The organism is Brevibacterium luteolum (assembly GCF_025147615.1).
GTDB lineage: Bacteria > Actinomycetota > Actinomycetes > Actinomycetales > Brevibacteriaceae > Brevibacterium > Brevibacterium luteolum.
This window is the reverse complement of the sequence record NZ_JALXPM010000050.1, coordinates 1-20,439: the sequence shown is the minus strand read 5'-3', so window position 1 is coordinate 20,439 and position 20,439 is coordinate 1. Positions and strand designations below refer to the sequence as shown.

The window sequence follows — 20,439 nt, the reverse complement described above, 5'->3', positions numbered from 1 at the left end:
TGTCTGCTCGAGTCCGGCGGCTTCAGACCGGTTCTACACTCTCAATTACGATGAGCCAGAAATCGTCAAACTGGAAACGTTTCGTTTCAGCTAGCACACGAAGCAACTCAGATTGGCATCCAACTGGTATCAACAAGTGATGAAACTTTCCACATTTGCGGTGCGCGCATCATCCGCGAGGACGGGACACACTTCAAACTTCTCATCTCGCCACTCGATCTGAAGCCCGGCGGTAGCTTCACTCACTATTCATACTTCCCCAGCTCCTACCCAAAAACCACCGCAGCAACTGAAATCTACTTCCGGGACTCCTCGGGACGCTGGTGGGTGAGGCGCTCGGGTGAGCCTGTGCGCACCCTCCGCGGCGCCCTTCTAAAAGAATTGAAAAAGGAATGGTCTATTCCAGGAGGTCGCTTACACCCACCCTTTCAATAAGTCGAAAAATCGACTTTACCCAGAATGAGATAAATGATACTTCGCGACTGAATGAGCGGAGCGTTAGATGGAAATGCACTCGGAGGCAATCGATTCGCCGCTGCAATAGTATCTTCAGCTCACAATAATCTAACCGCGCGAAGTTATCGATCATCTACTCCACGGCCAACTGCAAGCGCGGCTCCAGCAATCAAAAGTCGCTGCCGGACGATTGGGACTGCTGAATCCTCATCGTCCGACATCGGCCTGAAAGCAGTGTCCCGGTCCGCCCACCTGAGCCCAGTGGTATGTCAACAAGCACCTCTGCTGAACGGACTACTCAAACGGGGTCAGCTCACACCTTCAGCTCGCCCATCTCGTCCCAGCCGTCGCCGTCGACCTGGCGCGACAGGATCTTCGGGGTCGCGGTGAGGTGCGGCTTCATCGCTTCGAGGCCCTTGGCGAAGTGGTCGCTCGTGACGTGCGGTTCCGTGCCGTCGTCGGTGAATGCCTCGCAGAGAACGTACTCGTTCGGGTTCTCCAGGCTGCGTGACCATTCGAACCACAGGTTGCCCGGTTCTGCGCGCGTCGCCTCGGTGAATTCGCGGACGATCTCCGGCCACTGTTCGACGCTCTCATCCTTGACGGGGAACTTGACGACGATGAAGTACATGGTGCCCTCCTAGGCTCAGTGATCACGCGCAACACCGCACAGACGCGGCAGTCGCGGCAGATGTCTGCAACCACCACGATTCCACACCGCTGTCATCCCTGTCACCAGTCGGCCGCAGTCATCTCTGTCACCAGCCGGGTATCACCAGATGCGATGGCACACTCGATGCCTCAAGACAGCTGTGCCACATTGGCCACCATAAGTGCCCGCACCGATGACCATCGCCACCGGGCATCAGCACCTGCCGGATGGCTCCACGGATTGAGGAAGAGCCGGTCGGGTCCGGACGCTGACATGAGGCACCTGGCAGCCGCGCTGCGCTCGGCGCTGCGCCCAGACGCCCAGGCCTTTCGCTCTAGCGCCGCAGTTCGTGCAGGATCGCAGCGATCCCGGTCCGCACACCGGTCCCCAGCGTCGTACCAAGCTCATCCGGGGCGAAGAACGGCGAGTGATTGCCGGCCGGGCCGCCTTCGGTGGCCATCTTCTCCTCCGAGAAGGCACCAAAGAACCAGTAGACGTAGGGCACGTCGATGGTGTCGCCGAACAAGCCGACGTCCTCGGACCCGGTAGCCGGCTCGGTCTGCTCGACCTTCTCTTCACCGATCGTCTCAGCGAACACCTCCAACAGCTCCTCGGCATGGCTGGGGCTGTTGTAGCAGCGCGGGAAGCGGTACATCTCCTCGATCGTCGGCTCCGGCGCCCCCGAGGCCTGCGCTTCGGCCTTGATGATCCGTTCGATCGCGGCGAGGACCTCTTCGCGGATCCCTTCGCTGAAGGTGCGGATGTTCATCGTGAACTCCGCGGAGTCCGGGATGATGTTCTCCTTCAGCCCGCCCTTGACCGTCGCGATCGTCACCACCACCGCTTCGCGTGCGGAGATCTCGCGGGACACGACCGTCTGCAGACGCGTGATCATGAACGCCGCCAACACGATCGGGTCGATCGCCGCCTCGGGCTGGGAGCCGTGCGCCTGCTTGCCGTGCACTGTCACGCGCAGGCAGTCCGACATCGCCATCGCAGTGCCGACCGACAGGCTGACGTGGCCGGCCCGGCCGGGCCACACATGCTGGCCGTAGACGGCCTGCGGCTTGGGCACCTGATCCCACAGCCCGTCGTTGAGCATCGCGAGTGCGCCCTGGGCGGTCTCCTCTCCGGGCTGGAAGATCATCACGACGGTGCCGGACCAGGCCCCGCGGTTTGCGGTCAAAAGCCGGGCGATGCCGAGCGCCACGGTGATGTGGGTGTCGTGCCCGCAGCCGTGCATGACCGGTGATTCGGTACCGTCGGGCAGGGTGCCCCGCGCAGTCGAGGCGTAATCGAGGCCGGTGTCCTCGGCGATCGGCAGACCGTCGGTGTCCGCCCGGTAGGCGACCACCGGTCCGGTGCCGTTGTCGATGACGGCGACGACGCCGGTGCCGCCGAAGCGCTGCGGTGTCAGGTCGAGGGCGCGCAGGTGCTCCTCGATGCGGGCGGCGGTCCATTCCTCCTGCATCGACAGTTCTGGATGCGCGTGGAACTCCCGGTACTCTTCTTCGAGCTGCGGCAGCAAGGTGCTGAGCTGGCGGTCGATCTCGGCTGAGGTGAGCGGCGCGTCGATGGGCATAGGTCCTCCGTTTCCGTGGTCAGCGCTGTTCATGCGCGTCCCTTCAGCCTATCTGCCGCGCTACCCGATCCACCCGAACCGATTGACCACCGCGTCGAAGATGAGCAGCACGCCGATGACAAAGAAGGTCACCGCGGTGACAGTTCCGGTGTTGCGCTCAACCCAGGCGCGGAAACCGGCGAGCGCAGGCTCGATCCGCTCGTGGACCAGCAACCGCATGAGCGTGAGGATGAGCGCCGGCAGCACCATGACCACCGCGTAGGCTGCCAGCGTCAGGACGCCGGGCAGGCCCTTGTTGATGACGACGCCGATGCCGGCCAGGTAGGGGTACATGCCGGTGATCTCGATGAGACCGGCGATGAGCGCCAGGCCCGAGGCGGTGGCGAAGGTGCCGGTGACGGCCACCTTGTCCTGGAATCGGTTCGCGAAGCCCACCTGGCCCTCCCACAGCCTGCGGGGCAGGAATGCCGAGGCGAGGCAGATGACGCCGAGGATGAGCTCGATCCACGGGATGGCTGACCATTCGCCGATCCAGCTGAAGGCCGCCAGCCCGCCGTAGTACAGCGCGATGCCGACCAGCCAGTAGAACCCGGCGAGTACGAAGAGGTAGACGAAGACGAGACTGATGCGCACCCTTTGGGCCAGCAGCATCCACAGCGGAATGCCGAGTGTGCCGATGCTCGTGGCATCGAGCAGCGCGAGCCCGGCGAGGAGGAGCAACGTGGCAGTCATCGTCACCATTCAAGCACGACCGGCCACCGGGCCCGAGGCGCCGGCCGCCCGCCGAGTGGCGGCCCGAGACGCAGACGCGCCCGCCGCCTCGGGAGCGGTGTGCTCTCAGGCGGCGGGCGTGTGCGGGAGTGTCACTCAGCGGTGACGTATGCCGCTGAGATCCCGCCGTCGACCGTGAACGTCGCGGCATTGACGAAGGAGGCGTCGTCGCTGGCGAGGAAGGCCACGGCGGCGGCGATCTCCTCGGGCTCGCCGAAGCGTCCGCGCGGGACGTGGACGAGGCGGCGCTGCGCCTGCTCCGGGTCCTTGGCGAAGAGCTCTTCGAGCAGCGGCGTGTTGACCGGTCCGGGGCAGAGCGCGTTGACGCGGATGCCCTCCTTGGCGAATTGCACGCCGAGTTCGCGGCTCATCGACAGCACTCCGCCCTTCGATGCGGAGTATGAGATCTGCGAGGTTGCCGCGCCGAGCAGGGCGACGAAGGAGGCAGTGTTGATGATCGAGCCGGACTTCTGCTTGACCATGTGCTCAAGGGCGTACTTGCAGCACAGGTAGACCGATGTGAGGTTGACGGTCTGCACCTTCGCCCACGCCTCGATCCCGGTGGTGAGGATCGAGTTGTCCTCAGTCGGGTTGATGCCTGCGTTGTTGAAGGCCACATCGACGCGTCCATACGCGGCGACTGTCTGCTCGAACAGTGCCTTGACGCTGTCTTCGTCGGCGACATTCGTGCGGACGAAGAGTCCGCCGAGCTCCTCGGCGACCTCCGGGCCGCGGGTTTCGTCAAGGTCGGCGATGACGACGGTGGCGCCTTCGGATGCCAAGCGGCGGGCACTCGCCAGGCCGATGCCCGAGGCCCCACCGGTGATGACGCAGACTTTGCCGTCCATCCGGCCGGCGACGACTGGTGTGTTCACGGAGTTCTCCTTCTGTCAGGGAATGCTGTTGGGATCAGGTCAGCGCGGTCAGTCCGAGGCTGGGCCGACTGCGATGAAGACGTTCTTCGTCTCGGTGAAGGCGGCGACCGCATCGGGGCCGAGCTCCCGGCCGAGGCCGGACTGCTTGTAGCCGCCGAACGGCGTCCAGTACCGCACCGATGAGTGGGAGTTGACCGACAGGTTGCCGGCTTCGACGGACCGGGAGACGCGGATCGCCCGGTCGAGATCACGGGTCCAGATCGAACCGGAGAGTCCGTACTCGGTGTTGTTCGCGATCGAGACTGCCTCGGACTCTGAGCGGAACGGCACCACGGACAGCACGGGGCCGAAGATCTCCTCGTTGAAGTCACGGGCGGTGATGTCATTGGGGGTGATGACCGTCGGCGGGAACCAGAATCCCGGGCCGGTCGGGCACTCACCCTGGAACGCCACCTCGGCACCGTCGACATAGGCTGCGACGGAATCGCGGTGGGCGGCGGTGACAAGCGGCCCCATGTCCGCGTCCGGGTCCGTCGGGTCAGTGCACCGGAACCCGCTGACGGCGTCTTTGAGCTCGCTGAGGAAGTCGTCGAACACGTCCGCGTGGACAAGCAGCCGGGAGCGGGAGCAGCAGTCCTGGCCGGCGTTGTCGAACACACCGCCGGGTGCTGCGGCGGCTGCGGCTGAGAGGTCGGCGTCGGGGAAGACGATATTGGCGTTCTTGCCGCCGAGTTCCAGGGTGAGGTTCTTCACCTGGTCGGCGCAGCCGGCCATGATCCGCTTGCCGACTTCGGTCGACCCGGTGAAGACGACCTTGCGCACGCCGGGGTGGGTGACGAACCGCTCGCCGACGACCGAGCCCTTGCCCGGCAGGATCGTGAGCACGCCCTCGGGGATGCCGGCTTCGCGTGCGAGCTCACCGATCCGCATAGCCGTCAGCGGGGTCACCTCGGCAGGCTTGAGCACGACGGTGTTGCCGGCGGCCAGCGCTGGGCCGAATCCCCATGCGGCGATCGGCATCGGGAAGTTCCACGGCACGATGACGCCGACGACGCCGAGAGGCTCGGCGAAGGTGATGTTGATGCCTCCGTCGACCGGGATCTGCCGGCCGAAGAGACGTTCGGGAGCGGCGGCGGAGTATTCCAGCACGTCACGGACGTTGCCGGCTTCCCAGGTGGCGTTGGAGATCGTGTGCCCCGAGTTCGCCACTTCGAGCTCGGCGAGCTCGTCGATGTGCTCGTCGACCACGGCGGCGAAGCGGCGCAGCAGGCGGGCGCGGTCGCTCGGCGCGACGGCCCGCCACTGCTCAAACGCCCGCTGGGCGCGTTCGATCGCATCATCGACGGCTGCGACATCGGCCAGCTCGACGGTGCGGATCGCTTCGGCTGTGGCGGGGTTGATGACCTCGTAGGTGCTCATTGTCCTCCTCCGGACATATCGGTGCGGTAGCTGCGGGCTGCGGCGACGAGTCCTGTGACGACGCGCGCATCAGCGCTGTTGTGTTCGGGATGCCATTGCACGGCGAGCAGCCAGCCGCTGCCGGGCAGCGCGATTTCACCGCTCTGCGCTTCCGTTCCCGAGGCGGCGGCCGGCTCGAGGATCTCGATCGTCCCGTCGGCGGCCCGCCCGGTGACGTGCAGTCCGGGGGCGAGGCGGTCGACGGCTTGGTGGTGGAAGCATGGTGCCGTCGTCTCAGCCCCGAGCAGCGCGGCAGCAGTGGAGCCCGGTTCGATCTGAACGGTCACCTCGCCGTAGACGCCCGGGGCAGGCTGATAGTCGGAGTGGCCGAGAATCTCGGGCAGGTGCTGGTGCAGCGTGCCGCCGAATGCCGCGTTGATGACCTGCATCCCGCGGCAGATGCCGAGCACCGGCATGCCTCGGTCGCGGGCTTCGGCCAGCAGAGCGAACTCATGTTCGTCCCGCCATGACTGTGCGGCGGTCGTCGGGTGGGCCTGAGCGCCGTAGGTCTCCGGGCCGACGTCTGCTCCTCCGGAGATGAGCAGCCCGTCGACCGCGTCGAGCATCGACGGGTGGGTGCCGTGCGGCGGCAGCAGGATCGGCACGCCGCCGGCCGCGGTGACCATGCGGACGTATTCGGCCGGGATGAGGGCCGCCTCGACTCCGCGCCAGTGACTCCAGTCAGCCGGCTGCATGTACGTCGTGATCCCGATCCGCGGCGGGACCGCCGCCTCGGGCGCGTCAGAGCCGTTCGAAGCCACGGAAGCGCTCCCAATCGGTCACGGCGGCCTCGAACTGCGAGATCTCGACGTTCGCGGCGTTGACATAGTGCTTGATGACGTCCTCGCCGAATGCCTCGCGGGCGATCTCGGAATTCGCCAGGCGGTCGCGGGCGTCGCGCAGATTCGTCGGCAGGCGGCGGGCGTCGGAGGCGTAGGCGTTGCCGTCGGTCACCGGCGGGAGTTCGAGCTCGTTGTCGATGCCGTGGATGCCAGCGGCGATGAGCGAGGCGACGGCGAGGTACGGGTTGAGGTCGGCGCCTCCGACGCGGCACTCGACGCGCAGCGACGGGCCGGAGCCGACGACGCGGAAGGCGCACGAGCGGTTGTCGAAGCCCCACGCGACGGCTGTCGGGGCGAATGAGCCTTCGACGAAGCGTTTGTAGGAGTTGATGTTCGGGGCGTGGAAGTAGGTGAAGTCTTCGATGCAGGCGAGCTGGCCGGCGATGAACTGGCCCATGAGCGGGGTGAATCCGTGCTCGTCGTCACCGGCCATGGCGAGTTCGCCGTCGAGTCCGCGGAAGGACAGGTGCACGTGGCAGGACGAGCCTTCGAGTTCGTTGAACTTCGCCATGAACGTGATCGCCTTGCCGTGCTGGGAGGCGATCTCCTTCGCCCCGTTCTTGTACACGGCATGGTTGTCGCAGGAGCGGATCGCCTCGTCGTACTTAAAGGTGATCTCGTGCTGGCCGAGGTTGCATTCGCCCTTGGCGCTTTCGACGTACATGCCTGCCCCGGCCATCGAGTTGCGGATGTCGCGCAGCAACGGCTCGATGCGGGCGGTACCCAACAGCGAGTAGTCGACGTTGTACTGGTTCGACGGAGTGAGGTCGCGATAGCCGCGGTTGAAGGACTCCTCATAGCTGGTGTCGAAGGTGACGAACTCCAGCTCAGTGCCGGCAAAAGCCTTGAGACCGCGCTCTTCGAGTCGCTTCACCTGGGCCGCGAGGATCTGCCGCGGGCTGGCGACGACGGGCTCACCGTTGGTCCATTCGATGTCGCAGGTGACGAGCGCAGTTCCCGGCTGCCAAGGGATGAGCCGCAGTGTCGAGAGATCCGGTTTCATGACGAGGTCACCGTAACCGGTGCTCCACGACGACATTTCGTAACCATCGACGGTGTTCATGTCGACATCGACGGCGAGGAGGTAATTGCATCCTTCCGAACCGTGGTCAATGGCGTCGTCGACGAAGAAGCGCGCTCCGAGCCGCTTCCCCTGCAGCCGCCCTTGCACGTCGGTGAACGCGACGACGACGGTGTCGATCGTTCCTTCGTCGACGAGGCCGATGAGGTCCTCGCGCGTGAGGGCTGGTGCTGGGTTCGAACCGGTGGTGACCCGCTGCGGGTCCCCGAATCCTGTGGGCGCGGTCATTGAGATCCTTCCGTGGGGTTGGTCAGTGTGTCGAGGTGTGCCGATCGTCAGTGCAGACCCGATTCGGCTTCGGCGATCTGGGCGAATTCCTCTTCCGGAGCTTTCGCAACAAGGTGGTGGCGCGAGTAGAACCAGAAGTATGCGAGGAATACGAGGAATACGGCGGCAGCGATCCCTGCAGCGACGATGTCGACGAAGAAGGTTGCGACGACGGCGACGGAAGCCAGAACCAGTGCGATGGTCGTGGTGACTGCTCCACCGGGTGTGCGGTATCCCCGCTCAAGGTGCGGTTCCTTGAACCGCAGGACAACGTGGGAGAGGTTGAGCAGGACGTAGGAGACCGTTGCGCCGAACACGGCTACATTCAGCAGGATTCCACCGTCTCCACCGGTTGCGACAGCGAGAGCGAAGCCAATGGTGCCCGGGATGATGAGCGCCATGTAGGGCGTCTTGCGCTTACCAGTCAGCGACAAGAACTTCGGCAGATAGCCAGCGCGCGAAAGAGCGAAGAGCTGACGCGAATAGGCGAAGATGATCGAGAAGAAGCTGGCGATGAGGCCTGCGAGACCGGCCCAGTTGACGAACGTTGCCAGCGCCGAGTTCTCTCCATACACGGTCCGCACTGCTTCCGGCAGCGGGTTATCGGACACGCCCATGGCATCTGCGCCAGCCGTGCCGGGGACGATGATGAGCATGAGCGCACCGAATACAACCAGCAGCCCCATCGCGGTGAGGATTCCCCGCGGCATGTCGCGCTTGGGGTTAGCGGATTCTTCGGCGGCGAGCGGCACGCCTTCAACGGCAAGGAAGAACCAGATGCCGAAGACGAGCGATGCCAGCACCCCGGAGACCCCGAAGGGAAGGAACTCGCTGGATCCGAGTGATCCATCAGGCGCGATGTTGAACATGTTGGCCGGTTCCACGTGCCAGATCATGCCGAAGACGAAGGCGAGGAGGGCAATGACTGCAATGGCGGTGATGAGGAACATCAAGCGCAGCGCTTCGCCGACTCCCCAGAGGTGGATGCCGACGAAGATGAGATAGGCGGCGAGGTAGATGACCCAGTTGGGGACGCTTTCCGGGAGGATACCGAGGGCTTGTACATAACCTGCGATGAACGTGGAGATCGCTGCTGGCGCCATCGTGTATTCGATGATGATCGCGGTTCCGGTGGCGAAACCTCCGAGCGGACCAAGGGCCCTCCGAGCGAAGCCGTAGCCTGCTCCAGCGGTCGGCAGTGTCGAAGACAATTCCGCCAGCCCAAGGGTCATGCACACATACATGATGCCCATCAGGCAGAACGCGATGGCAAGTCCGCCCCAGCCACCTTCGGCCAGGCCCAGGTTCCATCCGGAGAAGTCCCCGGAGATCACATATGCGACGCCAAGACCTGCCAGCAGGATCCATCCGGCTGCTCCACTGCGCAGCTGGCGCTTCTCCATGTAGTTGTCGGCAACGCTGCCGTACTCAACTCTTTGCTTCATCAGGACCCCTGCCCAAAAACTATTTAATTGGTCTGTTTACAAACCATTGAACTGATGAGAATGTAATCCCGATCACACGCCGGTGTCAAGGGTTCCGTATACTTTCATTGAGAGGCAGACACTTCGGAAGAGGGGCAGACACAGGTGAGCAGCATCCGCACGGTACGCACCGGCAATGTCTTTGAAGAGACCCTGTCTCGCTTGCTGCGCGCCATCAGCCTTGGCCAGTACATGGTGGGTGAAAAGCTCCCAGCCGAACGGGAGCTCGCTGAAAGCCTTGGAGTCTCACGAGCTACGCTGCGCGACGTCCTCCACGAGCTGCAGGAGACAGGTGTCCTTGACATCAAGCGCGGACGCTACGGTGGAGCATTCATTATTGGACTGCCAGCAGACCATGAACTGCATCGACCGATCGACGAATCCGAACTCAACGATGCACTGCAGTTCCGAGCAGTGCTGGATGCCGCAGCCGCTCGACTCGCTGCAGAAGCGCCACTGACCGGCGAGCAGCGCCGGCACCTGCGCGAAGCTTGCGATGCCTGTGACACCGCCGAGCCGGGCCAGTATCGTCAGCTCGATTCTCGATTCCACCTCGCAATCGCTGAGCTGACCGGCATCCCCTCATTGCACAAGGCGGCCGCCGAGGTGCGCGACCGGGTCAACGCGATGCTCGATCGCATCCCGATGATCACGACGAACCTCGCGCACTCCAATGAACAGCACCGCGCGATTCTGGAAGCGGTGCTGAACGGGAATCCGTTGGAAGCTGAGCATGCGGCACTCGAGCACGCGCGCGGGACCGCCGCGCTTCTCGTCGGGTACCTCAAGGGTTCCTGAGCTCCGTGACGCCACCGCGCGTTTCCACTGCCCTGCTACCGTTGCGACATGGTGATACCGGAACAGGATCTCCGACGCATCGAAGAATGGTGCCTCAACCAGTCTCCTGAGGAGTCAAGAGACGCGATGCGTGTGACCTGCACACCGTCACGTCTCCACGTCACCATCAGCCTGTGGGATCTGTGGCCCGGTGGATCAAGCTCGCAGCCCGGCTGGATAGAACAGACCTTTGCGCGCCTGCGGTACACCGCCAGCCGTGGCGAATGGTCGATCTACTGGATGGACGGGAACCAGCGCTGGAGATATTACGACCTCTTCACGCCCGGCCCGGACATCAACTCAGCACTGCACTGCATCGACCGTGATGAGGTCTGTGTGTTCTGGGGTTGACCACGCTGACTAACAGCTGGTCAGACGCGAGACTCTGAGCCGCGGCCACCGCAGGAAGACAGCGTCCAGACTGCGAACACCTGCGGCATTCGTCGGTCGCCTCTCATCGCCAGCCGAGCGCGCGGCCGGTCCGCGCGTCGCGCGCTGGCCGTGTGCACCGCGAAAGAGTCGTGGGCGGCACATATCTCAACTCCGCCGCTTCGCCGGCAGCTAGATTACGCTCGGTCATTGTTTGCGCTTGCGTCGCTGATCATTCATCCACAGCAACAGTGCGAGGGCTTGCACTGCCGCAAACACCAGGAGCACGACCTGCCCCCACATCGGCGCTCAGGCAGCGTAGAGAGTTACCAGAAGCGCAACGGTTGCAACCAAACCGACGGTGATCGCAGTGATCTGGGCAGACATGGCTTTCTCCTTCTGTGTCCGGGTCTTCTACATGAAGCCTCTTTCCTCAAGAGTCGCACCATGCACGGACAACCCCACCGACGCCGGTGCGGACTCCGCCCGCGCTGCGTGGTGCTGACGCGACGAAGCGGGGCCGCGACGATTCGTCACGACCCCGCTTGTCTGCTGGGCTTCAGCCGCAGCCGGCCTGCATCACTGACCCTTCGGCCTCACAGCCCGAGGTCGCGGGCGATGAGCATGAGCTGCACCTCGGTGGTGCCCTCACCGATCTCGAGGATCTTCGAGTCGCGGTAGTGGCGGGCGACGAGGTATTCGTTCATGAAGCCGTAGCCGCCGTGGATCTGGGTGGCGTCGCGGGCGTTGTCCATCGCGGCGTCGCCGGCGATCATCTTCGCGATCGCGGCCTCCTTCTTGAACGGCAGCCCTGCGATCATCCGCGAGGCCGCCAGGTAGTAGGCGGCACGGGCAGCGACGACGCGGGCCTCCATGCGGGCGATCTTGAACGAGATCCCCTGGTATTCCGAGATCGGCTTGCCGAAGGAGGTGCGCTCCTTGGCGTACTTGACCGACTCGTCGACACATCCCTGTGCGGCACCGGTCGAGAGTGCAGCGACAGCGATGCGGCCCTCATCGAGGATGCGCAGGAAGTTCGCGTAGCCGCGGCCGCGCTCACCGAGCAGGTTCTCCTCCGGCACCTTGACGTCTTCGAAGGTCAGCGGGTGGGTGTCCGAGGAGTTCCAGCCGACCTTGTCGTACTTCGGTTCGACGGTGAAGCCCGGGGTGCCTGCCGGGATCATGATCGTCGAGATCTCCGGCTTCTCCTTCCCGTCGCGGCCGGTGCGGGTGCCGGTGACCGCGGTGGCGGTGACGAGCCGGGTGATGTCGGTGCCGGAGTTGGTGATGAAGCACTTGCCGCCGTTGATCGTCCACTCACCGTCAGCCAGCGTCGCCTTCGTCTTCGTCCCACCGGCATCGGAGCCGGCCTCCGGCTCGGTCAGGCCGAAGGCGGCCAGGCCGGATCCGTCGGTGAGCTGCGGGAGCCATTCGCGCTTCTGCTCCTCGGTGCCGAAGCGGTAGATCGGCATCGCACCGAGCGACACGGCCGCTTCCAGCGTGATGGCCAGCGACTGGTTCTCCCGGGCGAGCTCCTCGATCGCCAGGCACAGGGCGAAGTAGTCGCCGCCCATGCCGCCGTACTCCTCGTCGAACGGCAGACCGAACAGGCCCATCTGGCCCATCTTCTTCACCAGCGCGTACGGGAACTCGCGCTTCTCATCGAGTTCGGGGCTGACGGGCGCGACCTCAGTGTCGGTGAATTTGGCGACCTGCTGGCGCAGGTCCTCGTACTCGTCGGGCAGCATTCCCGGGGTGAATGTCTGCGTCATGGTGAATCCTCACTTCTCTGCTTGGCTGTCTTCTTCTGCATCAGCGTCGACGATGGTGGCGAGCACCTCGTCGAGTGCGACCTGGGTGCCGACCTGGGTCTTCAGGTGCACGATCCCGTCGGCGGGGGCGGTGAGCACGTGCTCCATCTTCATCGCCTCGACGACGACGACCGGCGTGCCGGCAGTCACCTCGGCGCCGTCGTCGACCCGCACGTCGATGACCGCGCCGGGCATCGGGGCGGTGATGTCGGCCCCGGCGGCACCGGGGTCAAGGGCGGTGTCGGCCTGCGGGCGGGTGAAGGCGAAGATGCCGCGTTCGCTCATCACCCATACGGTGTCCCCGGCGGTGGCGACTCGCGCACGGTAGGTGCGCCCGCCGCTGACGAGGCGGCACTCGCCGTCGGCGCTCCAGCGCACCTGCTCGCCGCGCCAGATCGCCTCGTAGTCGGTTCCGGCGTGCACGAGCGGCACCGTGACCTCGACCGGGCGTGAGGTGCGCCAGCCGGTCGGCCGGTCCCACGCCGAGGCGCCGGCTGGATCGGCCCCGTCGACGGTCACCGCACCGGCGGCAGTCGCCGCCCGCTGCTGCCGGTCGATGATCGCCACAACCGCGAAGAGCAGGTCGAGCTCTGCGGGGGTGTGGGCGAGTTCGTCCTCGCTCATCCGGTCGATGAGCCCGGTGTCGAGCTCGCCAGCCTTGACGTCCTCGCGGCTCATAAGGCTGCGCAGGAAGTCGATGTTCGTCACGATGCCGGGCACTGCAGTGCGGCCGAGCGCGTCGTAGAGCTTCTGCACCGCACTGGCCCGGTTAGGGGCGTGGACGATGAGCTTGGCGATCATCGGGTCGTAGTCCGAGGCGATGAACTGACCGGCGGCCAATCCGGCATCGACGCGGATGCCCTCCCCTGCCGGGGTGATGACGTCGATGGCCTGCCCGCCGGTGGGCAGGAAGCCGCGGGAGGGATCCTCAGCGTAGATGCGGGCCTCGATCGAGTGGCCGTCCAGAGTGATGTCGTCCTGGGTGAGACTGAGCTCCTCACCGGCGCCGATCCGGATCTGCCATTCGACGAGGTCGATGCCGGTGACCTCTTCGGTCACCGGGTGCTCGACCTGCAGGCGGGTGTTCATCTCCATGAAGAAGAACTCATCGGGCTGATCGGCGGCGACGATGAACTCGACTGTGCCGGCGCCGCGGTAGCCGACCGAGCGGGCGGTGCTGCAGGCGGCCTCGCCGATGCGGGCGCGGGTCTCCTCATCGAGCAGCGCCGACGGGGCCTCTTCGATGACCTTCTGGTGGCGGCGCTGCAGAGAGCATTCGCGTTCGCCTAAGTGGATGACGTTGCCGTGCTCATCGGCGAGCACCTGCACCTCGATGTGGCGCGGGGTGGCGACGAGGCGCTCGAGGAACAAGGTGTCATCGCCGAACGAGCTGGCCGCCTCACGGCGGGCAGCTGCGAGCCTGTCTGCGAGCTCGGATTCCTCGAACACGGCGTGCATGCCCTTGCCGCCGCCTCCTGCCGAGGGCTTGATGAGGACCGGGAAGCCGATCTTCACCGCCTCGGCGGCCAGCTGCTCATTGCTCAGCCCGCCTTCGGACACGCCGGGCACGAGCGGCACGTTGTGGCTGGCGACCGCCTGCTTGGCGGTGATCTTGTCCCCCATCGTCTCGATCGCATCGGCCGTCGGGCCGAGGAACACGATGCCGGCCTCTTCGCATGCGCGGGCGAACGTGGGATTCTCAGACAGGAAGCCGTAACCGGGATGGATCGCCTGCGCGCCGGTAGCCTGGGCTGCAGCGATGACCTTGTTGATGGCGAGGTAGGACTCGGACGCGGCAGCCGGGCCGAGGTGCACGGCGACATCGGCTGCCAGGGTGTGGGCGGCCTCGGCGTCGGCATCGGAGTACACGGCGACGGTGCGGATGCCCAGGCGCCGGCACGTGCGGATGACGCGCAGGGCGATCTCGCCGCGGTTGGCGATGAGGATTGTGTCGAAGAGCTTCACGGTCATCACATCCTGAAGACGCCATAGCCTGGCGCGTCGAGCGGGCGGGCAAGGGGCGCATACCGGCAGGCCTCGAGGGCCAGTGCGAGCACCTGGCGGGTGTCGGCGGGTTCGATGATGCCGTCGTCCCACAGGCGGGCAGTCGAGTAGTACGGGTTGCCCTGGGCTTCGTACTGATCGAGGATCGGGGCCTTGAACTCGGCTTCCGCCTCAGCCGGCCAGTCCTCGCCGCGGGCCTCGATGGCATCGCGGCGCACGGTGGCCAGCACGCTGGCGGCCTGCTCACCGCCCATGACGGAGATGCGGGCGTTGGGCCACATCCACAGGAAGCGCGGGCTGTAGGCGCGCCCGCACATCGAATAGTTGCCAGCACCATAGGAGCCGCCGATGACGACGGTGAACTTCGGCACCCGGGCGGTGGCCACAGCGTTGACCATCTTCGCACCGTGCTTGGCGATGCCGGTGGCTTCGTAGTCGCGGCCGACCATGAAGCCGGAGATGTTCTGCAGGAACAGCAGCGGGGTGTCGCGCTGATCGCACAGTTCGATGAAGTGGGCACCCTTCATCGCCGATTCGCCGAACAGCACGCCGTTGTTGGCGATGATGCCCACGGGGTGGCCGTCGATGCGGGCGAAGCCGGTGATGAGCGTGGTGCCGTATTCGGCTTTGAACTCGTGGAACTTCGAGCCGTCGACGATCCGGGCGATGACCTCGTGGACGTCGTAGGGGACCTTCGAGTCGGTCGGGACGATGGAGGTGAGTTCGGCCGGGTCGTGGGCCGGCGCCTCGGGTTCGGTGCGCTGCCAGGCCGGGGCGTCCTTGGGCCCGAGGGTGGCGACGATGTCGCGCATGATCTCCAGGGCGTGGGAGTCGTTGGCGGCCAGGTGGTCGGTGACACCGGAGGTGCGCGAGTGCAGGGCCCCGCCGCCGAGCTCTTCGGCGGTGACGACCTCGCCGGTGGCGGCCTTGACCAGGGGCGGGCCGCCGAGGAAGATCGTGCCCTGCTCGTGGACGATGATCGACTCATCAGCCATCGCCGGGACATAGGCCCCACCAGCGGTGCAGGAGCCCATGACGGCGGCCAGCTGCGGGATGCCGGCAGCCGAGAGGGTCGCCTGGTTGTAGAAGATCCGGCCGAAGTGCTCGCGGTCGGGGAACACGTCGTCCTGGTTGGGCAGGTTCGCCCCGCCGGAGTCGACGAGATAGATGCAGGGCAGGCGGTTCTCGCGGGCGACTTCCTGGGCGCGCAGGTGCTTCTTGACCGTCATCGGGTAGTAGGTGCCGCCCTTGACGGTGGCGTCGTTGGCAACGATGACGCATTCGCGTCCGGCGACCCGGCCGATGCCGGTGATGATGCCCGCCCCCGGGCTGGCGTCGTCGTACATGCCGCCGGCGGCCAGTGGGGAGAGCTCCAGGAACGGTGAGCCGGGGTCAACGAGGTTCTCGACGCGGTCACGCGGCAGCAGCTTGCCGCGCGCGAGGTGCTTCTCGCGTGACTTCTCAGAGCCGCCGCGGGCAGTGGCTTCAATCCGCTGGCGCAGCTCGGCGATGAGCTCGGCGTGGGCGGATGCGTTGGCCTCTGCGGTGGCGGGATTGACCGGTGAGCCGATGACTGGCATATGTGATCTCCCGACAGTTCAGTTAATGATCGTTAACCGAGTCTTATGGTAGCGAACGATTCACGTGAGGGACAACACAGCTGCCTGCCGGCACTTCTGACGGCGCGCGCGGCTGCCGGCTGACACCCGCGGCTGCCCGGCTCCCCGGCAGTGGCAGTACTGCCACATGCGTGCACCGATCGGCACGGCGGCAGGACATTAGTGTGGAGTCATGGACACCTCCCACGCCGATGCACAGCTGATGGTCGCCGCGCTCAGCGACGCCCAGCTGTCCCGCGCCCTCGGAATCACCGACCGCGGCCGGGCTGTCGCCGAGCTGGCGCAGGCGCGTCGCGCCGAAGCTGCCGCACCCAGCCCGGGCGCCGTGCGCGAGGCGGGGGCCCGCCAGCTGCAAGCCGTCCTCGCTGCCGCCTGCGGACGCGCCTGGCGGCGCAGCCGACTCCTCAGGCACGTGAGGATGACGCTGATCTGGCTGTGGGTCGCCTCCTGGGCGGTGATCGCGCTCGCGTTCTGGCTCGATCACCGCTCCCCCGGCTCCGGCAGCACCATCGGCGGGGCGACGGTGCTCGCCAGCTTAATCATCCTCATCGCGGCAACCGTCAGTCGCAGCGCCGAAATGCGGGCAGTTGACCGCTACCAGGCGAGGGTCATCGAGACAGTGCTCGAATGGGCCAGCAGCCAGCCTGGACGGTTGGCCCGCGGCGTTGACGGCCTGCCGAACTTCCACGGCGGATACCAACCCGATGACTGGAAGATCTGCGCCGCCACCAGTACCCTGTGCATCGTCCCAGCTGTCGCCGCGCCCCTGTTCTTCTTCGGCAACGGGCAGATCGTCGCGGGCATCATCAGCATCGCCGTCGTCACCATTCCGCTCATCGCCTGCGGAGCGGGCGTCATTCTGAGCTTCACACGCATGATGCGCAGACACGACCGCGCCTGCGAGATGATCGCCGCGCTGTCCCATCCGAACCCCGAGGCGCGCATGCCGCTGAGGGCATCGGCTCCGGCGGGGCTGAGATGATTCGGTTAGCGGTGACTCACTGAGTTAGGCTGTCGGCCATGAACGCCTCTGCCCTCCCGGCTGCCGCCCACTCCCCCAGCGGTGGTGTGCGCGCTGCTGCGAAGGCGCAGCGCCGCGAGGCGATCCTGCAGGCGGCCAAAGGGCTGTTCGCCCGGCGCGGCTTCCACGCTGTCGGCATCGAGGACATCGGGACCGGGGCCGGGATCTCCGGGCCAGCGGTCTACCGGCACTTCGCGTCGAAGGAAGCGATCCTCATCGAGCTGCTCGTCGGGATCTCCGAATACCTGCACACCGGCGGCCGCGAGCTGCTGGCCCAGGCGACCGGTGCCTCGGGCGCGGCCGCGCTCATCGGCCGGCTCATCGACTTCCATGTCGACTTCGCCCTCCGCGAACCGGAGCTCATCCGGATTCAGGACCGTGACTTCACCGCGCTGCCCGATGAGGCCCGCCGCCGGGTGCGGCAGCTGCAGCGGCAGTACGTGACCCTGTGGGCCGAGCAGCTCACCGACCTCGACCCGGCACTCAGCCTCGATGAGGCGACAGTGCGGGTTCATGCCGTGTTCGGCATGATCAACTCGACGCCCTATGTCGCCCGGCGCATCGACCGCGACATCGTGCGCGTCCAGCTGCTCACCGGGGCGCGCGCTTCAGTCGGCCTGCCGACCCGAGGCTGAAGCGGCGACCGACCCTGTTGAGCCCGGGTTGGAGCTGCGGCTCAGGCGACGACGTCGAAGAGCAGCGTGCCTGTCTCTGGTTCAGCTGAGCGCAGCCGGATCTGCACCGGCTCACCGACCGGCGCCCTGCCAGCAGCCCACACAACAAGAGCAGGTTCGGGCACATGCACCTCGACGAGTTGGGTGCCGTCCTTCGTGGTCCGCGAGCCGACGACCACCCCGTCGAATACCTCGCCGGTCCGCTCGGCGAGCAGGATCGCCTCGGTGTATTCGATGACCTGTTTGTCGATCTGGCTGGCCAGCCGGCCGGTCTCCTTCATCACCTCGGGCAGCTCGGCCAGCCCGTCGAGCGCCCATGCCGGAGCGTCGGCATCCCGGCAGGCGGCTTCAGCAATTAGCAGCACATAGCGGTCGACGAGCCGGCGCAGCGGTGCAGTCGTGTGCGCATAAGGTGCGCCAACCGCGGCCTGCAGCAGCTCGTCATCGCTTTCCTCCTCGCCGATGAGGGTGTAGCCGGCACCCCGGAACAGCGAGGGTGAGGCGTAGTGGACGGCGAGCGCACGCGGGTTGCGCTCCTGGTGGCCGATGCTGCGGATGACATCCTGGTACGGCGCCGCGGCATCGAAGCCAAGACCTGCGACGATGGCGAGGAATTCGGCAATCGTCTCCTCATCCGGGCGCGGCATCGTGCGCAGCACCCCGTGGCCGGCGCGCAGCATGAAATCGGCTGCGACTCGGCCGGCGAGCAGGCTGATCTGCGCGTTGTCGTCCTCGATGCCCTGCCTGGGCCGGTAGGCCAGCGTGTAGTCGCCGTTGGTCTCGGTGACCTCCTGGTCCGGGATCGCTAAGTCGATGCCGCCGCGAGCGGCCTCATCGGCCTGCAGTGCCGCGCCGATCTGCGGCAGCGCGGCGATCGCCTCGGGCAGCGGCCGGCCGGCATCGGCGTCGGCTTGAATGGTGTCGTAGTCGAGCTGAGCGCGGGAGCGCACGACCGCGCGCACGAGGTCCTGGCTGATGATCGTGCCGTCGGCGGCGAGTTCAATGGTGAAGACGTAGGCGGCGCGGTCCTCGCCGGGCAGCAGGGAGGCCGCGCCTTCGGAGATGACCTCCGGGTGCAGCGGGATGCGCCGATCGGGCAGGTAGATCGTCTGCCCGCGGGCGTGGGTCTCGGCATCGAGCGGCCCACCTGGGGTGATGAATCGGCCGACATCGGCGATCGCATAGCGGACCCGGAACGCGGCCTGGCCTTCAGCCGCGTTGAGGGTTTCGAGGTGCATCGCCTGATCGAGGTCCGTCGCACCCTCGGGGTCGATGGTGACGAACGGGATCTCGCGCAGATCGACCCGCTCGGTCTCGATACCGTCCCGGCCGACAGCGAAGGGATCGCTTCCGAGATCGGCGACAGCCGCCTCGGCGTCGGCCAGCGCGGCTGCCGGGTACTCGTCGGGCAGGTCGGCGGCGAGTTTCGCGTAGGCCTCGTGCAGGCGCGCGGCGAGCGGGCCGGGGGCGGGTTCCCGGCGCCGAGGTGTCAGTGAGCTGGGCAGACGCAGGCGGGTGAGCATGGGATCAGGTTACCGGGAACCGCCCGTGGAACCGCGCAATCGCGGCCAGCCCGTTCAGTCGGCCAGCCCGTTCAGTCGGCCAGGCGGCGGTCGCCGAGCTTCGGGTCGTCGCGGAAGGGCACGACGAGCAGGGAACATTCGGCACCCGACATGACCTGCGAGGTGGTGCGGCCGAGCTGGGCGAGCATACTGGCGAACCGGCCCATGCCGCGCTTGCCCATGACGAGCATGTCAGCCTCGCGGGACTGGTCGATGAGCAGGTCGACGGGGTCGGCGTCGTGGTAGGCGGCATCGACGCGCAGGCCCGGGAAGTGTGAGCGCAGCCAGGTCATGTCGAGTTCGGTCTGGGCGCGGGCCTTCTCGTCGCCATCAAGCGGGGCGGTGCCGACGACGATGTGCAGGGTCGCGTTCGTCGCAGCCGCGTAGCCGGCGGCGTTGAGGGCGGCGACTCCGGAGTAGTCGGAGGTGTCGAGGCCGATGACGACGCCGGCCTCACCGCGCGGGTGCACATCGACGGAGTCGAATTCGCTGCCGCGGGTGGCCCGGTGGATGAGCACGGGGCTGAGCGCGTGGCCGGGCAGTCCGGAGCTGACGGTGCCGATCCGGCCGGTCGGCGGCTGGTCGGAGCCGTGGTGGCCGATGACGAGCAGACCGGCGTCCTCGCTCAGTTCGGCCATCACCTCAGCAGGGTCGCCGTCGTGGACTTCGGTGGTGAATACCGCCGGGGTCTCCTGGCCTTCCATCAGCTCGGTGAGCCTGCGGCCCACCTCGGCGAGTGCGGTCTCGGCGGCCTGCCGGGCTTCGGTGAGGTCAGCGAACTTGGGGTGGGCGGCGGCCGCGACGGAGACGAGCCTGAGCGGCTGGCCGGAGCGCCGGGATTCCTTCAGCGCCCAGGCTGCGGCTTCGCATGACGCCTCGGAGCCGTCGATTCCGACAATGATGTCGCCGTTGATCTGCATCGCACCTGCCTCGGTTCAAACCCTCACTGCGTACCCTACCGGGTCTCGCTGCGTGTCCGACAGACGGAACCGGGGGGGGGGGGGGGGGGGGGGGGGGGGGGGGGGGGGGGCGGCGGCCGGGGTGCGCATACGCCCATCTCACACGTGCTCGTGC

Annotated in this window: 17 protein-coding genes; 4 read left to right on the top strand and 13 right to left on the bottom strand. The window is 66.3% G+C overall.

Features of this window, described 5'->3' with window-relative positions; genetic code table 11:
* Positions 1-769 precede the first annotated feature (769 nt).
* The 8 genes from M3C25_RS11270 to eat form a co-directional block, all read right to left on the bottom strand.
* Positions 770-1,087, bottom strand: coding sequence for a putative quinol monooxygenase (locus M3C25_RS11270; protein WP_259856756.1), 318 nt, complete (start codon positions 1,085-1,087; stop codon positions 770-772).
* A 355-nt stretch (positions 1,088-1,442) separates the two neighbouring features.
* Positions 1,443-2,690, bottom strand: a complete 1,248-nt coding sequence (locus M3C25_RS11265) for an amidohydrolase (protein WP_375545125.1) — start codon at positions 2,688-2,690, stop codon at positions 1,443-1,445.
* 60 nt (positions 2,691-2,750) lie between these two features.
* The gene (locus tag M3C25_RS11260) at positions 2,751-3,422 is read right to left on the bottom strand and encodes a GAP family protein (RefSeq protein ID WP_259856754.1); all 672 of its coding nucleotides are present in this window, start codon (positions 3,420-3,422) and stop codon (positions 2,751-2,753) included.
* A 131-nt stretch (positions 3,423-3,553) separates the two neighbouring features.
* Positions 3,554-4,309 carry a 3-oxoacyl-ACP reductase gene (locus M3C25_RS11255; protein WP_165884954.1) on the bottom strand — a complete coding sequence of 252 codons (756 nt, stop codon included), beginning with the start codon at positions 4,307-4,309 and terminating at the stop codon, positions 3,554-3,556.
* A gap of 75 nt (positions 4,310-4,384) precedes the next feature.
* Positions 4,385-5,755, bottom strand: a complete 1,371-nt coding sequence (locus M3C25_RS11250) for an aldehyde dehydrogenase family protein (RefSeq protein WP_259856752.1) — start codon at positions 5,753-5,755, stop codon at positions 4,385-4,387.
* Complete coding sequence (locus M3C25_RS11245; RefSeq protein ID WP_259856751.1) at positions 5,752-6,555, bottom strand: gamma-glutamyl-gamma-aminobutyrate hydrolase family protein; 804 nt, start codon at positions 6,553-6,555, stop codon at positions 5,752-5,754. Before M3C25_RS11245 ends, M3C25_RS11250 begins: the two co-directional genes overlap by 4 nt.
* A complete protein-coding gene (locus tag M3C25_RS11240) occupies positions 6,536-7,945 on the bottom strand; it encodes a glutamine synthetase family protein (RefSeq protein ID WP_259856750.1) in 1,410 nt (469 codons plus the stop codon). Before M3C25_RS11240 ends, M3C25_RS11245 begins: the two co-directional genes overlap by 20 nt.
* A gap of 47 nt (positions 7,946-7,992) precedes the next feature.
* Positions 7,993-9,429, bottom strand: a complete 1,437-nt coding sequence (eat, locus tag M3C25_RS11235) for an ethanolamine permease (protein WP_259856748.1) — start codon at positions 9,427-9,429, stop codon at positions 7,993-7,995.
* A gap of 144 nt (positions 9,430-9,573) precedes the next feature.
* Between eat and M3C25_RS11230 the strand changes: the two genes are divergently transcribed.
* Entirely contained in the window at positions 9,574-10,266 is a 693-nt protein-coding gene (locus M3C25_RS11230; protein ID WP_259856746.1) for a FadR/GntR family transcriptional regulator, read from the top strand.
* Positions 10,267-10,314: 48 nt separating this feature from the next.
* The gene (locus M3C25_RS11225; RefSeq protein ID WP_259856735.1) at positions 10,315-10,656 is read left to right on the top strand and encodes a DUF3024 domain-containing protein; all 342 of its coding nucleotides are present in this window, start codon (positions 10,315-10,317) and stop codon (positions 10,654-10,656) included.
* A gap of 614 nt (positions 10,657-11,270) precedes the next feature.
* Here M3C25_RS11225 and M3C25_RS11220 read toward each other — a convergent pair.
* Genes M3C25_RS11220 through M3C25_RS11210 form a run of 3 tightly spaced genes read right to left on the bottom strand, consistent with a single transcriptional unit; the run spans position 11,271 to position 16,069 of the window.
* Complete coding sequence (locus M3C25_RS11220; RefSeq protein WP_375545126.1) at positions 11,271-12,422, bottom strand: acyl-CoA dehydrogenase family protein; 1,152 nt, start codon at positions 12,420-12,422, stop codon at positions 11,271-11,273.
* 33 nt (positions 12,423-12,455) lie between these two features.
* Positions 12,456-14,456 (bottom strand): acetyl/propionyl/methylcrotonyl-CoA carboxylase subunit alpha, encoded by a 2,001-nt coding sequence (locus M3C25_RS11215; protein WP_259856731.1) that lies wholly within the window; start codon positions 14,454-14,456, stop codon positions 12,456-12,458.
* Positions 14,456-16,069 carry a carboxyl transferase domain-containing protein gene (locus tag M3C25_RS11210; RefSeq protein ID WP_259856730.1) on the bottom strand — a complete coding sequence of 538 codons (1,614 nt, stop codon included), beginning with the start codon at positions 16,067-16,069 and terminating at the stop codon, positions 14,456-14,458. Before M3C25_RS11210 ends, M3C25_RS11215 begins: the two co-directional genes overlap by 1 nt.
* 211 nt (positions 16,070-16,280) lie before the next feature.
* On the opposite strand from M3C25_RS11210, the gene M3C25_RS11205 reads away from it, so the two are divergent.
* Together M3C25_RS11205 and M3C25_RS11200 are read left to right on the top strand one after the other, a co-directional pair.
* Complete coding sequence (locus M3C25_RS11205) at positions 16,281-17,090, top strand: hypothetical protein (protein ID WP_259856729.1); 810 nt, start codon at positions 16,281-16,283, stop codon at positions 17,088-17,090.
* 38 nt (positions 17,091-17,128) lie between these two features.
* The gene (locus tag M3C25_RS11200; protein WP_259856727.1) at positions 17,129-17,764 is read left to right on the top strand and encodes a TetR/AcrR family transcriptional regulator; all 636 of its coding nucleotides are present in this window, start codon (positions 17,129-17,131) and stop codon (positions 17,762-17,764) included.
* Positions 17,765-17,805: 41 nt separating this feature from the next.
* Here the strand turns inward: M3C25_RS11200 and M3C25_RS11195 are convergent, their stop codons facing one another.
* Positions 17,806-19,326, bottom strand: a complete 1,521-nt coding sequence (locus tag M3C25_RS11195; RefSeq protein ID WP_259856721.1) for an RNB domain-containing ribonuclease — start codon at positions 19,324-19,326, stop codon at positions 17,806-17,808.
* 71 nt (positions 19,327-19,397) lie between these two features.
* Positions 19,398-20,285, bottom strand: a complete 888-nt coding sequence (locus M3C25_RS11190; protein WP_259856719.1) for a universal stress protein — start codon at positions 20,283-20,285, stop codon at positions 19,398-19,400.
* Positions 20,286-20,439: the final 154 nt, after the last annotated feature.